This window comes from Thermanaeromonas sp. (assembly GCF_021890735.1).
In the GTDB taxonomy this organism is placed as follows: Bacteria; Bacillota; DSM-521; order Neomoorellales; family Neomoorellaceae; genus Thermanaeromonas.
Map to the genome: position 1 here is coordinate 18,122 of NZ_JAKKUR010000001.1, position 14,091 is coordinate 32,212.

At 49.8% G+C, this 14,091-nt stretch carries 16 protein-coding genes and 1 tRNA gene; all 17 read right to left on the bottom strand.

Features of this window, described 5'->3' with window-relative positions; genetic code table 11:
- Position 1 precedes the first annotated feature (1 nt).
- A complete protein-coding gene (gene rlmN / locus L5656_RS00105) occupies positions 2–1,084 on the bottom strand; it encodes a 23S rRNA (adenine(2503)-C(2))-methyltransferase RlmN (protein ID WP_297197202.1) in 1,083 nt (360 codons plus the stop codon).
- A 161-nt stretch (positions 1,085–1,245) separates the two neighbouring features.
- The gene (locus L5656_RS00110; protein ID WP_297197205.1) at positions 1,246–1,380 is read right to left on the bottom strand and encodes a cyclic lactone autoinducer peptide; all 135 of its coding nucleotides are present in this window, start codon (positions 1,378–1,380) and stop codon (positions 1,246–1,248) included.
- Positions 1,381–1,412: 32 nt separating this feature from the next.
- A complete protein-coding gene (locus tag L5656_RS00115) occupies positions 1,413–2,063 on the bottom strand; it encodes an accessory gene regulator ArgB-like protein (RefSeq protein WP_297197208.1) in 651 nt (216 codons plus the stop codon).
- Positions 2,064–2,081: 18 nt separating this feature from the next.
- Positions 2,082–2,951 carry a sensor histidine kinase gene (locus tag L5656_RS00120; RefSeq protein WP_297197211.1) on the bottom strand — a complete coding sequence of 290 codons (870 nt, stop codon included), beginning with the start codon at positions 2,949–2,951 and terminating at the stop codon, positions 2,082–2,084.
- Between the two features lie 18 nt (positions 2,952–2,969).
- Entirely contained in the window at positions 2,970–3,446 is a 477-nt protein-coding gene (locus L5656_RS00125; protein ID WP_297197214.1) for a hypothetical protein, read from the bottom strand.
- A gap of 52 nt (positions 3,447–3,498) precedes the next feature.
- Positions 3,499–4,863, bottom strand: a complete 1,365-nt coding sequence (gene rsmB, locus L5656_RS00130) for a 16S rRNA (cytosine(967)-C(5))-methyltransferase RsmB (protein WP_297197216.1) — start codon at positions 4,861–4,863, stop codon at positions 3,499–3,501.
- Positions 4,853–5,548 (bottom strand): zinc metallopeptidase, encoded by a 696-nt coding sequence (locus L5656_RS00135; protein WP_297197219.1) that lies wholly within the window; start codon positions 5,546–5,548, stop codon positions 4,853–4,855. Before L5656_RS00135 ends, rsmB begins: the two co-directional genes overlap by 11 nt.
- A gap of 60 nt (positions 5,549–5,608) precedes the next feature.
- The gene (locus L5656_RS00140) at positions 5,609–6,418 is read right to left on the bottom strand and encodes a DUF116 domain-containing protein (protein ID WP_297197222.1); all 810 of its coding nucleotides are present in this window, start codon (positions 6,416–6,418) and stop codon (positions 5,609–5,611) included.
- Positions 6,415–7,356 (bottom strand): methionyl-tRNA formyltransferase, encoded by a 942-nt coding sequence (gene fmt / locus L5656_RS00145; protein WP_297197226.1) that lies wholly within the window; start codon positions 7,354–7,356, stop codon positions 6,415–6,417. Before fmt ends, L5656_RS00140 begins: the two co-directional genes overlap by 4 nt.
- Positions 7,357–7,358: 2 nt before the next feature.
- The gene (def, locus tag L5656_RS00150; protein ID WP_297197229.1) at positions 7,359–7,826 is read right to left on the bottom strand and encodes a peptide deformylase; all 468 of its coding nucleotides are present in this window, start codon (positions 7,824–7,826) and stop codon (positions 7,359–7,361) included.
- A 38-nt stretch (positions 7,827–7,864) separates the two neighbouring features.
- Entirely contained in the window at positions 7,865–10,078 is a 2,214-nt protein-coding gene (priA, locus tag L5656_RS00155) for a replication restart helicase PriA (protein ID WP_297197232.1), read from the bottom strand.
- A 213-nt stretch (positions 10,079–10,291) separates the two neighbouring features.
- Positions 10,292–10,366, bottom strand: a tRNA-Thr gene (locus L5656_RS00160).
- Positions 10,367–10,419: 53 nt separating this feature from the next.
- Entirely contained in the window at positions 10,420–10,665 is a 246-nt protein-coding gene (locus L5656_RS00165; RefSeq protein WP_297197235.1) for a hypothetical protein, read from the bottom strand.
- A gap of 92 nt (positions 10,666–10,757) precedes the next feature.
- Positions 10,758–11,429, bottom strand: coding sequence for a LysE family transporter (locus L5656_RS00170; RefSeq protein WP_297197238.1), 672 nt, complete (start codon positions 11,427–11,429; stop codon positions 10,758–10,760).
- Positions 11,430–11,457: 28 nt separating this feature from the next.
- Positions 11,458–12,645 (bottom strand): methionine adenosyltransferase, encoded by a 1,188-nt coding sequence (metK, locus tag L5656_RS00175; RefSeq protein WP_297197241.1) that lies wholly within the window; start codon positions 12,643–12,645, stop codon positions 11,458–11,460.
- A gap of 5 nt (positions 12,646–12,650) precedes the next feature.
- A complete protein-coding gene (coaBC, locus tag L5656_RS00180) occupies positions 12,651–13,886 on the bottom strand; it encodes a bifunctional phosphopantothenoylcysteine decarboxylase/phosphopantothenate--cysteine ligase CoaBC (RefSeq protein WP_297197244.1) in 1,236 nt (411 codons plus the stop codon).
- Complete coding sequence (rpoZ, locus tag L5656_RS00185; protein ID WP_297197246.1) at positions 13,883–14,086, bottom strand: DNA-directed RNA polymerase subunit omega; 204 nt, start codon at positions 14,084–14,086, stop codon at positions 13,883–13,885. Before rpoZ ends, coaBC begins: the two co-directional genes overlap by 4 nt.
- Positions 14,087–14,091: the final 5 nt, after the last annotated feature.

Genomic DNA, 14,091 nt, shown 5'->3' on the forward strand with positions numbered 1-14,091 from the left:
ATTAAACCTCCTCCGCCGGGTAATAACGCAACTGGCCACAGGCAGCCGCTATACGGCTACCCCGGCTTTGCCTTACAGCCACTTCTATGCCCCTCTGTTTTAAACGCAGGGCAAAATCTTGTACTTGCTTGCGCGGAGGGGGCTCCCAAGAAGAACCGGGAATAGGATTAAAGGGCCAAAGATTGATATAAGCCAGGATACCCTTCACCATCCCGGCTAATCTATCGGCATCTTGCAAGGTATCGTTAATTCCTTTGATTAAAATATATTCAAAGGTAATCCTACGGTTAGTCTTTTGCGCGTAGTACCGGCAGGCTTTAAGAAGTTCTTTTAGAGGATAACGCCTATTGATGGGAACTAATTTATCCCTAGTTTCATCGGTCGTAGCGTGTAGGGAGACAGCGAGCTCGACCGGCGGCTCTTCTTCAGCCAACCGTTTAATCTCAGGTACCAATCCACAAGTAGAAAGGGTGATCCTCCGGTGGCTTATCCCCCAGCCATGGGGATCCATTAAAATGCGTCTCGCTTTAAGAACAGCCTCATAATTTAGTAAGGGCTCCCCCATGCCCATAAATACTATATTGCCGATGCGCCTCTCTCCTTCGCGGGGTCCCAGATGGCGTTGCAGAACCCAAACCTGCTCCACTATCTCTCCGGCCGTAAGATTCCGCCTAAAACCGGACTTCCCTGTAGCACAAAACGCGCATCCTAGTGCACACCCTACTTGGCTGGAAACGCAAGCCGTGTACCTCCAAACCTCACTTCCCTTTCCGTACTTCATCAAAACACATTCGATCTTCTCCCCATCGCGCAAATTAAGCAAAAGCTTAGTGGTACCATCCACCGGGTCTTGCCACCGGCGTTGGCAGGATAGCTGCGGAAGGCAGCCCACTTCCTTCAATTTTTCTTTAAATTCACGGGGTAAATTAGTCATTCTCTCCCATTCTCCGGCTTGGTGGGCATGAATCCAGTGGAAAAGCTGGGTAGCCCTGTAACCGGGCTCCCCCAGCCGTGTCACAAGCTCTCTTAACTCATGTAGTTCAAGCCCATGCAGTTCGATTTTGGGCATAGACAGTTTATTCATAAGTATAAATTCCCCTGGTAAATATTATACCAGGCCTGAAAACTAGTATGGCTAAACTCATACCATTATATACCAAAAAACGAAAAAGGGAGGATATCCCCCCCTAACCTAATCCTCTACAGCTTTACCGGCCGTCTGTTTATCTCTTTGTTATTTATATCCTATCTCCTTAAAGCCTTGGGTACCTCCGGCTGGTACCAGAGCAGGGTGCTGGCGGGTAATACGCTGCTCTGGGCTACCAGCACAGCAAAAAGGGAAAGGGCCGACACTGCCCAAGTTAAAGCCCTACGCCACATTCCTTCTCACCTCCTCTCTCTGGTCTAGCTTCCTACACTTTTCCACCTAAAATTCTGTCCACCTTCATAATCAGCCGGTACCCCAGCGGTGTTACGGTTACGGTCTGTAAGAGGACGGCTACTATGGAAGCATAAAGAACGCTAGCTTTAATTTTTCCAACTGTTAAGAGAACGAAGTTTGTCCACCCGGCTAAGAATAAAAAACTTAGCCGGCGGAGAGACCTTCTTCTTAAAGGGTTAGTTATGGGATTCGCCGGTGTATCTGCCGGAGCCCAGCGAGCAACTACCGCTAACGCAACTAACGTAACAGCAAGTGTAAGTCCCCTGATCCCCCAGTCTGGCATTATCTTCTCAAGGTACCGTGCAGAACCGGCTATAAGAAGTAAGGCTACTAGGGAACTTATTAAGCAGCGGTAATAGGCAGTACAATGGGCCCCCCCGGACCCCAAGCGGTACATGGCCTGCGTAAGGAAAGCTGCCATCACCTCGGGGAACACCTTTAGTAGTGCCCCTGCCCCTACAACAGCCGCTACCTCCCCTAACGCTCCCAGAGCCACTTCGAGGCCATAGGTTACCACCGCCAGAGTCTCTTCCCCATATTTCGGCCGGGGTTCACCGTCTAGCCCCGCCTTGAAAAGTATAGTCCTGGCCCATTTCTCGGCTATGTGGTGAAGACTTACCATATTTGCATATTTCTACATTTAAAAAGAAAATCCTTGCGACCCTCTGTGCTGGGGAAAAAGAAGGGTAAACACGGTGCCCTGGTCACTACTATGTACGCTAATACGGCCCTCATACTTATCGACTAAAGTCTTAACGATGAACAGGCCCTGGCCATGGCCTTCCTTATTTTTCTTTGTAGTAAATCCCCGCTCAAAAATTTTAGCTTGCAAGGCCAAAGGAATGGCAGGGCCGGTGTTGCCTACCTCGAATATATACCCTTCTTCTTTCTCGTATATCCTCAGCCATAGGCGTCTTTCGCCTTTAGCTCTTTGAAGAGCCTCGATGGCATTATCTAATAAATTACCAAATATTCTGGTTATATCTGTTCCAGGGATAATTAACTCCCTTAACTCGGTGGTAACCTCACATTGGCAGGCTATTCCCTGGGATTCCGCCAGAGCGATCTTACTTTGGATTAGGGCGGCAAGGGCAGGATGGTTTAGGGAGATGATACGGGTGGGCTGGCGGATTTCAGCACACAGAGAGGCTACATATTCTCTAGCTTCATCGGTCATCCCCAGTTGGAGTAATCCATGGACTACCTGCAAGTGGCTCATAAAATCGTGGCGCTGAGCCCGGAGATTTTCTAGGCTTTCGCGTAAATTCTCTATGTGTATACGCTGGTTGGACGCCTCTAGCTCTATATTTACATACTTGAAAAGTAAGAAAATCAAGCTTAAAGAAGTGATTATAAAAAAGGGCGCGATGATCTGGATGGCAGTAACTGCGTCGGGCCATAGGGCAGGAAAAGCCGGGGCGGCTATAAAACTTAGATTCAGTAAAACGAAAAGAAGAGTCTCTAGGAGAACTAAGAATAAAGCTATTAAAACTAAGGGGCTTTTAATCATCTTCCCTTCCATTCCCTTTTAATAAAACTTAGACCGTCCCGAACGAAAGAAAAAAAGACGCTTTCTCCAAACTATCCACGCCAGACACCCTAATAGAACTTCATCAGGTAAAGGAAATAGAACCCTCAACCAGGGGTCGCGCATTACTGTCCCCAGATCATATCCAGTAAGGGACAGCAAGAAAGGTGTGGAAATACTCTCTACGAGGCCAAAAATTATGGTTCCTAATAACGCAGCCGTAAAGGCCTTCCACCAGTCCATTTTAAAGAAGCTCTTGAGGAGCACTGTTAACCACGGTAAAAGGATAAGGGTATGTACGCCAAAGGGAAAGGGTAACGCACGAATTATTACCGACGAAAGGGAATAAGTAATACTTATTAAAACGACCTTTTTAAAGGGGGGATACAAACCCAGCAGTCCCAACCCCAGGCTGACCAATATTATACTTTCCGGAATAGATTGGAAAACTATAGCTTGCCAAGGCATAAAATCCATCTCTAAAAATTACTCCCTCTGTTTTTTAATTAGTTCCTTAACTATTACCTTATCAGTAACTTCGACTTCTTTTGCGCAGGCGGGCTATAAAAAAACCGTCCGTACCGTGCAGGTGGGGCAAAAACTGCACTTGCCCACCCCGCGCCTTGTGTACAAGGTCTTGCGGAAGGTTGGGAAGGTAAGCCGAAAGGTCCTCCAGGGTTACCTCAGGATTCTCCTCAAGAAAGCGCTTTATTACCCCTTCGTTCTCCTCCCAAGTCAAAGTGCAGGTACTGTATACCAAAACGCCTCCCGGTTTCAGGACCCCAAAGGCTCCTTTTAAAATAGTTAGCTGTATTTCGGCTAGCTCCTGCACATTACCGGTATCCTTGCGCCAACGGGCATCAGGACGGCGGCGCAACACCCCCAGCCCTGAGCAAGGCGCATCCACTAAAAGGTAATCGGCTACGCCGGGATACAAGGCGCCCAGCAACCGGGCATCCCCCAGGTTTAGCTCTACACACGTTACCCCCAGGCGTCGACAATTATCGGCAATAAGGCGGAGCCGCTTCCTGTGAGTATCAAAGGCTAAAATCCGGCCTTCATTATTCATAAGCTGAGCCAAATGGGTGGTTTTGCCTCCGGGTGCGGCCGTAGCGTCCACCACCGTACTCAACGGGTGCGGATTTACTGCATGGCTTACCAGCATGGAAGCTTCGTCCTGAACGTAAAACAGGCCCTCTTGAAAGGCCGGAGCATCTTCTAGCGTATCAAAACCTTCTACTATTAGACCTTCGGGAGCAAAACGGCAGGGGCGGGCTTTTGCTCCCTCCTTATCCAGAATTTCTTGCACCCGAGAAACTGTGGCTTTCAAGGTGTTTACCCTGACGGTTAAGGGTGGCGGTATATTGTTAGCCTTGCATAACGCTATAGTCTCGTCCAGACCCCAGCGGGACAACCAATAGGACACCATCCAGGCCGGGTGATAATAGCGCAAGGAAATATGTCCTACCGGGTCCTCCTTAACGTCAGGATAAGGAAGTTGTTCTTTATGGAGCAAAAGGCGGCGCAGAACAGCGTTTACAAGGCCCGCCGTTCCTTGATGGCCGTACTTTTTGGCCAAGGCCACCGTCTCGAAAACAGCAGCCCAAGGAGGAATCCGGGACAAAAAAAGAATCTGAGACGCTCCTACCCGCAAAATGCATCGGATCCAGGGAGGAAGGTCCTCTAGTTTCCTTTTCTTTAGATACAGATTGAGGGCCCAGTCGATGGTATTCCAAGCCTTAATGGCTGTATAAGCTATCTCCCGGGCTAAAGCTCGATCTCGGCTCTTAAGCCCGCTCTCCCTCAAGACCTCATTAGCCGCAAGATTAGTATAGGCTCCTTCTTCCAGAACCCGGTATATAATGTGTAAGGCTGCTTCCCGGCTATTCCTCACGGCGCCCGAAGAACCCCATCAGCATTATGAGGCGTAGCAAGTTTAAAATCGCAGCTAAAGCAGCGGCCACATAAGTTAGGGCTGCTGCATTTAATACTTCCTTAGCTCCTCTGAGCTCCTGGACTGTTAGATAGCCCCCGCCTTCTAACAGGGCAACAGCCCTACGGCTGGCATTAAACTCTACGGGCAAGGTAACCAAGGAGAAGATGACTACCAGTAGAAAGGCGTATATACCTAGGCGGGCCAGAGAGGGAATCCCCATAATCAAGCCCAAAATTAGTAAGGGGATAGCCAGGTTGGAACCGAAAGATACTAGGGGGACAAGGCTAGACCGGATATGTAAAGGGATATACCCTGTCCCGTGCTGCAAAGCATGGCCCGCCTCATGGGCAGCTACACCTAAAGATGCCAGGGAGCTGCTCTGATAGACTGCGGGGGACAAGCGCAACACTTTGCTTCGGGGATCATAATGGTCTGATAAAAAACCCTGAATCATCTCCACCCTTACGTCATGGAGCCCTGCACGGTCGAGGATTTCTCTGGCCACTTGAGCACCAGTCAATCCTCTCCTCGAAGGTATACGCGAGTACTGTTCAAAGGTGGCCTGAACCTTGAACTGGGCGTACAAAGAAAGTAGAATAGCCGGTATTAATAGAACAAAAGTAGGATCTCCCCAAAAAAACAAACTTCCACCCCTCCTTCAAGCGCAGAATTTTACTCTGTCAAGACATTCTTTCACCTGGAATTATATTATGCTTCTACTGCCCTGTAAATACTGATAGTCAGCCTGCTGCGGAAGTTGGGCTTCTAAGCCCAAGAAAAAGCATAAAGCCTCCTCCACCTTAGTGACTTCGACCTGGGTATTAAGGCAAGGGCCGTAAGGCCTTAGGTTAACAATACCCCATACGGGCAAGGGCTGGGTATCCTGTATCCCGCTCGTTAAATCCCTCTCGCAGGCGATGGCTACTACCACTCGCGGACGGTAAATCTTCACAAAATGCCTAGCCAGAGTACCCCCCGTGGCTACAGCCAACCGAACCCCGTAACGGTCAGCTAAATCAAGAAGAATATGGATGGAGCACCTACCACAGCGCCGACAGTTATAAACGTCCGCCGTTATCTTATGAGGGCAGTCACTCCGCTGCAAGCAATGGGGCGCCAAGAGAAGTATCTCCTCCGGTTTAACCCTTGTCTTTTGCATCCGTACAAGCTGATTGTTAATTTCTATAAAAGAGGCCCGGACAGTATCTGAAGAGATGCCCAGCCTCTTTCCGAGCATTACGGCCAAGGGGAATAATAAATTGGCTACAGAAATACCCATCTGTTGCAGAAAAGGAAGGGGGTGATGGCGCCAAAGGATAAGGGCCAATCCGCCTACACCTAAGATTAAGAAAAAGAAAAAGCCAGCTAAAGTAAAAGCGCCCAGAAATAATAAAAATTTAGTCCATATAGCGCTCCTGTGGGCTAAAATATACCAGACACCTAGAAGGGTCAAAATAATAAAGACTAAGCTCATGACCAACAGACCCAGAAACAGCCGTTTTTTTATCCTCACCCTAAATATTCACCTGCCTTCAGGCGGTATCCCCTGAGATACTCGGCCGCCGACATCACCCTTTTCCCCGGCGGCTGCACCTCCAAAATCAATACCTCCCCTTCACCCGTTTGGACCAAGAAGCCTTCTTGGGGAAATACTGCCGTAACTTGTCCCGGCTTCCCTTCAAATATTTTCTTATCTCCCTGCCATACTCGGGCCCGGTAGATTTTAAGCCGCTCTTCCCCCCGCAGGGTATACGCCCCCGGGACAGGGCTGAGGCCCCGGATGTGATTTACAATTTTAACCGCTTCCTTTGTCCAGTCTATCTTTTCTTCCTCCGGAGTTAAAGGGGGGGCGTAAGTAGCCAGCTCCTCGTTTTGGGGGATACGGGGAGCCTGTCCGTTTTCAATTAAATCTAAGGTACGTACCAGCAACCGGGCACCTAGACAAGCCAACTCCTGTTCAAGTTCTCCGGCCGTCATTTCGGGAGGGATGGCTACTTTCTCCTGGAGTATGATATCTCCTGCATCTAATTTTTCTACCATGTACATTGTTGTTACCCCGGTATCCTTTTCTCCGTTCATTATGGCTCGCTGTATGGGTGCTGCCCCCCGGTAACGGGGTAACAATGAAGCGTGAACATTAATGCAACCGTAAGGCGGTAGAGACAGTACGACCGGAGGCAATAAACGGCCGAAAGCGGCTACCACTATCGCCTCAGGGCCCCACTCCCTTAAAGTGCGCAGGAATTCAAGATCTTTTAAGCTAGAAGGTTGAAGCACTGGCAAGCCTTGCTTCAGGGCTAGCTCCTTTACGGGAGAGAAGGCTAACTTCTTCCCTCTACCTCGGGGACGGTCTACCTGAGTGACTACTCCTACTACCCGGTGCCGGCTTTCTAACAAAGCCCTCAAGCAAGAAGCAGCAAACTCCGGGGTCCCCATAAAAGCTACTTTCAACCCTATATCCCCCCCTGGGTATCCTCCACCCAGCGGATTACTTTGTCTATAAAAAGAATGCCCTCCAAATGGTCGATCTCATGTTGCAAAGCCCTGGCGAACAACCCCTGAGCCTTGTATTCTTTCATCTGGCCGTGACGGTCCAACCCTCTTACCACCACACGAGCCGCCCGGGCTACCTCTCCTTGTACACCGGGAATGCTCAAGCATCCTTCTACCCCGATCTCCTCTCCTTCTTTAGCTACTATTTCCGGGTTTATAAGCTCTACCAACCCTTCTCCCACATCTACCACAATGACCCGCTTGCTAACTCCTATCTGGGGGGCGGCCAGCCCCACCCCCGGTGCGGCATACATGGTCTCTGCCATGTTATCAAGCAACTTATGAATCTGCGGAGTTATTTTGCGCACTGGCTCGGCTTTCTCTCTTAAGATGGGATCACCCAGCGTTACAATTTTAAAGATAGCCACCCGTATTACCCCCTACCTAATCACTACTTATTTCGCAGTCACCACAGGTTTACCGGACCTATCTCCTTAATTAGTTTTATTCCCGGCGGGCAACAGTACCTTTCCAAAGCTTTTTCCAGCGCTTCTTTGAGCAAATGCCAACCGGGAGCTTTAAGAGTGAGCTGCCACCGATATTCACCCTTTACTTTAGGTATAGCCGCCGGCGCGGGCCCCAAGATTTCTACGGAACTCCCTATCTCCTTTAACACCCTGGCCAGGGAAAAAGCGGCGCTTATCACTTCTCCTTCATAAGGACCAGCGAGCCCTAAACGTGCTAGCTTAACAAAGGGCGGATAACGAAGAGCCTGCCTAGAAGCGATCTCTAGCCGATAAAATCCTTCATAATCCTGCCGGGAAGCCAACATTATGGCCGGATCCTCGGGATTGAAGGTCTGGATCAATACCAGTCCCCTATCCGAACGCCTGCCAGACCGACCCGCTACCTGAGTCAAAAGCTGAAAGGTGCGCTCCCGGGCGCGAAAATCTGGAAGAAACAAAGATATATCGGCATTAATAACTCCAACAAGACTTACCCCCGGAAAATCCATCCCCTTAGCTATGGTCTGGGTACCGATAAGGATATCAGCCTGCCGGGATAAAAACAGGTTGTAAATTTCCCGCCACCGACGGGGACTTTTGAGGCTATCGCTGTCGGCTCGTAAAACCCGGGCCTCGGGAAATAGGACACGGATTTCAGCCTCCACCCTCTGGGTTCCTGCGCCAAGTAGTGCCAGGGATCCCCTGCACTGCGGACAGCTTCCCTCCCAATTCTGTACTAACCCGCAATAATGGCAGCGTAACTTCCCATCAGCATGGTACGTTAAGCTAACCGCGCAGTTGGTGCAGGTAGGTACATAACCGCAACTGCGACAAGTAACGTGGGGGGCATAGCCGCGGCGGTTAAGGAAAAGAAGGACCTGTTCCCCGCGCTGTAAGGTGGCCTGTATCTCTTCTTGTAACCGTGCGCTTAAATAACCCGAACGACCCTCAAGATATTCTTCCCTCATATCGATTATCTCAACCTTAGGCAACTGCCCTCCGGCCACCCTCTGCTTAAGAGCCAACAATTTTAGGTGGCCGCGAGAGGCCAAAAAATAAGCTTCCGTGCTCGGGGTCGCGCTACCCAAAACCACTACGGCCTCCTGGATCTGCCCCCGCTTTAAAGCTACCTCCCTAGCATCATATCTGGGGTTAGCCTCGTTCTTGTAGGTTGGAGAATGTTCCTCGTCAATAACTATAAGGCCGAGCTTAGCAAAAGGGGCAAAAAGAGCCGAACGCGTACCAACAACTATTTTGGCCTCACCACTGCGCACTTTCTCCCAGACAGCCGTACGCTCCCCGTCCGGTAAATCTCCATGGAGGACCACCACTAAGTCCCCGAATGCCTCCTTTAGCCGCCCGGCCATCTGTGGGATGAGGGAATGCTCGGGAACTAACACGATAATTTCTCTATCCAGGTCTAAAGTGGAAGCAATAGCTCTCAGGTAAACTTCTGTCTTCCCGCTTCCCGTAACCCCGTGCAGTAAAAAGTTGCCTTTACCTTCCTTAATACCCATCTCCAGGAATTTAAGGGCCAACTGTTGTTCGGAAGTTAAGTGTATAACCCGCTTCTCTAAGCTCTGAAATTCTTGGTCTTTTAACCCAAGGGAAGAAACTCCTTTTTTGCCTTCCTTAAACTCCCAGTTCCATTGCCTGGTTACAAAACCCCGCGCCTCAAGTTCCTTTAAGGCTAAACCTATCTCTTTATCCGACCATCTACGTCTTAAGGAACGCTGGCTCACACGGCCCCGCTTAGCTAAATAAGTTGCTACTTCAAAAGTTAGTGGATTAATAAATAGGGCAGGGTCAAGCTCATCCCTGCCCTTCCCTCCCAGCCAGGCCCAGAAACATTGGCGGCGTTTCAAAGCGGGAGGTAAAAAAAGGGGGAGAGTTTCTCCCGGAAGACATAGGTAGTATTCGCTCATCCATAACAAAAGCTCTACAACCGGTGCGGGCAGTAACTCGGGATCTAGCACTTCTTTTATAGACTTCAGTCCTTGGATGGCAGTCTCCTGAGAAAAGCCAACTATAACCCCATCTGCTTCCCTGTTGCCTACCGGAACCCTCACCCATGCTCCTAGATGCACTTGGCCTATCAAAGGGGAGGGGATTTCATAAATCAAGGGCTGGCCCACCCACTGTTTGTTTGAATTGATAATAACAGAAGCCAGCATATCCCCAAGGTCCGATCCTAATGGCTGATTTATCCACAGGTCATTATAGCAGATCGGGAGGTGAAAAGGAACCTTAAAATACCCTATAAGGGGTTCTAGCTAGGTACTGCCAAACTCGAGTAGAAGGCGATTTAGTGCTTGCAAAAAAATTGCGGGTCGTGACCACACGGTTAAACGTTATGTGGCACGAAACCCGCATAGACACCGGTTTTTTGGAGCTGATGGTGGGATTCGAACCCACGGCCTGCTCATTACGAGTGAGCTGCTCTACCGCTGAGCTACATCAGCACTTTTCTTAAGGGATTATAACATTATCCCAACCTAAAAATCAAGGCTAGCAGCTAACTTAACGAACGCAGGAGGTTACGGTAGTATTCCCGGTTGGCGCATATCTGATCTACAGCTTTCCTGACGGACTCTATATCATAACCCAGGTAGTCGGCCAGATCCTCAAACCAGGGCGAAGCAAAAAAAGACCTGGCGCTATGCCAGTAAGGCGAGCGTTCGTCTTTATAAATCAAATCCAAAACGGCCCGGTATATAATGCTGGCCGCCAACTGTCTGACTACCGTGGGCTCTAGGATCACCAATAACCACCTCAGATATTAATATAGCACAGCCTCCTATAACTGCGCAATTCGTCCTTTTGAGCTATTTTAAACTTGAACGCAATCAACACCTAGCTTCTTATCCCCCATACAATAAAGGAGCCCCCTAAAAACAGTAAGAAAAGGCCACAAGCCAAAATTATACCCCGATATAGGTTGGGGGTAAAGAAACGGCGCCCGCCGGCTACCAAAGCCGCCACTAGGCTATACCAGATTAAGTCAGACAATACATGTCCCGTAAAAAAGCTGAGTAATCCTAAACTTCCCTGCTGTAAAGATAGGGTGATATAACTCAATCCTACAGTAGCCCACCACAGGCTCCAATAAGGGTTGGATAAACTAACCAGGATCCCCGTCCATATCAACCTTAAGCCGACACCTCGGATCTCCCGAGAAGGCTCTTCTCGACTAGCCGCCTCCCCGGAGGTTTTACTGGGTTCAAAATCTAGCCTACCGCTTCTGGCATCCCGGATCATGCCCCAAGCCATGTAGACGAGGAAACTCCCACCGAGCAAAGCCACCACTCTGCTTGTAAGGGGATGGTGAAAGACCGAAGAAAGGCCTAACGCCAAAGCCACTACCAATAGTCCTTCCAACAGACCATGCCCCATAACTAAAAGAGGCCCAGCTATGAATCCTCGCCGGGCACTCTCTCCTACGGTTACAGTTAAAAGGGGGCCAGGCATTAAAGCACCCGATAATCCCACTAAAAAAGCGGTGGAAAAGATAAAGGCGAGCTCCAAAAGCCATACCCCCGTTCTTATTTAAGAATTACAATCCTGCTGCAGACCGCAGGGCCTCAACTTTATCCAGGCGTTCCCAGGGAAGGTCTAAATCGCTACGGCCAAAATGGCCATAAACTGCCACCTGACGGTAAATAGGCCTGCGTAGATCTAGGTTGCGGATGATAGCCCCTGGACGTAAGTCAAAAAGTTCCCGTACTATATTTACTAGTTTTTCATCGGGAAGTATGCCTGTCCCGAAGGTATCTACAGAGATAGAAACCGGACGTGCCACCCCTATGGCATAGGCTACCTGTACCTCACAACGCTCTGCCAAACCTGCGGCTACGATGTTTTTGGCTACATAGCGGGCTGCATAGCTACCCGACCGGTCTACCTTAGTGGGATCCTTGCCCGAAAGGGCACCTCCCCCGTGGCGGGCCATGCCTCCATAGGTATCTACTATGATCTTTCTCCCGGTAAGCCCCGTGTCCCCCTGCGGCCCCCCGATGACGAAGCGCCCCGTAGGATTGATAAAATACTTAGTGTTTTTATCCAGCATCTCTTCGGGGATAACCTTTCTAATAACCTCGGCTAAAATTCCTTCTCTCAAGTCGGCCAGGTCGATATCCGGCCGGTGCTGGGCAGAAATTACTACTGTATCCACCCGAACGGGTTTATCCCCTTCATATTCTACGGTCACCTGGGATTTGCCATCAGGTCTCAAAAAGGGAAGAATACGCTGTTTACGAACTTCAGCCAGCCTTTTAGTCAGCTTGTGAGCTAACGTGATGGGCAAGGGCATGAACTCCGGCGTCTCCCGGGTGGCATACCCGAACATCATCCCCTGGTCTCCCGCGCCTAAAGAAGCGAGTTCATCATCCTCGAGCCCTTCTCTCTTTTCCCAGGCCTGGTTTACTCCCATGGCGATATCAGGAGACTGCTCGTCAATTGAGGTAACCACTGCGCAGGTGTCACAATCAAAACCGAACTTGGCCCGGGTATACCCTATATCGCGTACCGTCTCCCTCACTATCCTAGGGATGTCCACATAACATTCCGTAGTGATCTGGCCGGCTACCAGTACTAGACCTGTACTTACCAGTACTTCACAAGCCACCCTAGCCAGGGGGTCCTTTTCTAAAATAGCATCCAAAATGGCATCGGATATGCTGTCCGCCATTTTATCTGGATGACCCTCAGTTACGGACTCAGAAGTGAATAACCTGCGTACCAAGCTTCTCACTCCTTCTGTGTAAGAATCTCGGCCTTTTCCTTAAAACGAGGTAACTCTTTAACAGCATTGAGGATCCGGTGGGCAACTTCTAACTTAGGTAGTCGAGGCAGCTCTTCCTTCCGCCCATCGGGACGAAGTAGGGTGACAATGTTGGTGTCGCTCCCGAAGCCAGCCCCTTCCAGGGTCACATCATTGACGACCATGAGATCTACATTCTTGGCTTTCATCTTGAGGGCCCCCTCATTAAGGGGTTCCCGGGTTTCAGCAGCAAACCCCACCAGTATCTGGTGCCGCTTGGACTTACCTAGCTCCGCTAATATATCTACAGTAGGTTCAAGGGTAAGAACAAAACTTTTGTAATCGCCCTTTTTTATCTTTTCTCCCGCCACCTCTGCCGGCCGAAAATCAGCTACCGCAGCAGCTTTTATAACTACGTCTGCCTCGGGGAACAGGGATAACACCTTTTCAGCCATATCGGCTGCTGTCTCTACCGGGTAATACTCTACCCCCCAGGGCGGCTCTATCCCTTGAGCTGCGCTAACAAGCAACACCCGTGCACCCCTCTCCCATGCCGCCTGGGCTAGAGCATGTCCCATCTTCCCCGAACTCCGGTTACTTATGAAACGTACGGGATCTAAGGGCTCACGGGTACCCCCAGCTGTTATCAGAAAAACTTTCCCGGCTAAATCCTGCGGAAATAAAGCCTTGCGTGCATAAGCTACTATCTTTTCTAAAGAAGCCAGCCTCCCCTTCCCTTTTACACCGCAGGCCAGCTCACCTTCCTCAGGCTCTACAATTCCCCAACCCCGCCTCTTAAGAATGTCCAAGTTTTCTTGTACAGCAGGGTTGTTGTACATGTTTACGTTCATGGCTGGTGCAAGGATAGCCGGGCAGGTGACAGCCAAAGCCGTGGTTGTTAAAAGATCGTCGGCCAGCCCCCAGGCTAACTTGGCAATGATATTGGCCGTAGCCGGGGCTATCAAAAGCAGGTCAGCCCCTTGAGCTACCTCAATATGAAGCAGGGGGTTTACCCCTTCCTCCCCAAACATTTCGCTTAAACACGGGCGGCCCGAAAGAACACTGAAAGTTAATGGAGCGATAAATTCCCGGGCCGCCCGGGTCATTAAAACTTGTACCTCAGCTCCTTCTTTTACCAGCAGCCGGCAAAGGTCCGCCGCTTTGTAGGCCGCTATGCCTCCGCAAACACCAAGGATTATTTTCTTGCCCTGTAGTACTTTCACGCCTTTTTCTTACCCCATTCCATCTTAAGTTTGCCTTGGGCTATCTCTTCTAAAGCCACAGTTACAGGTTTGGTACCCTTAGGGTACAAGTTTTCAAATTGAGCGTGAGTAAGCATACGCGCCCTCTTAGCTGCTAAAACGGCTAGTGCATATTTGCTATCTATCTGGCGCAATAATTCATCAATGGAAGGACGGTCCATAGGAT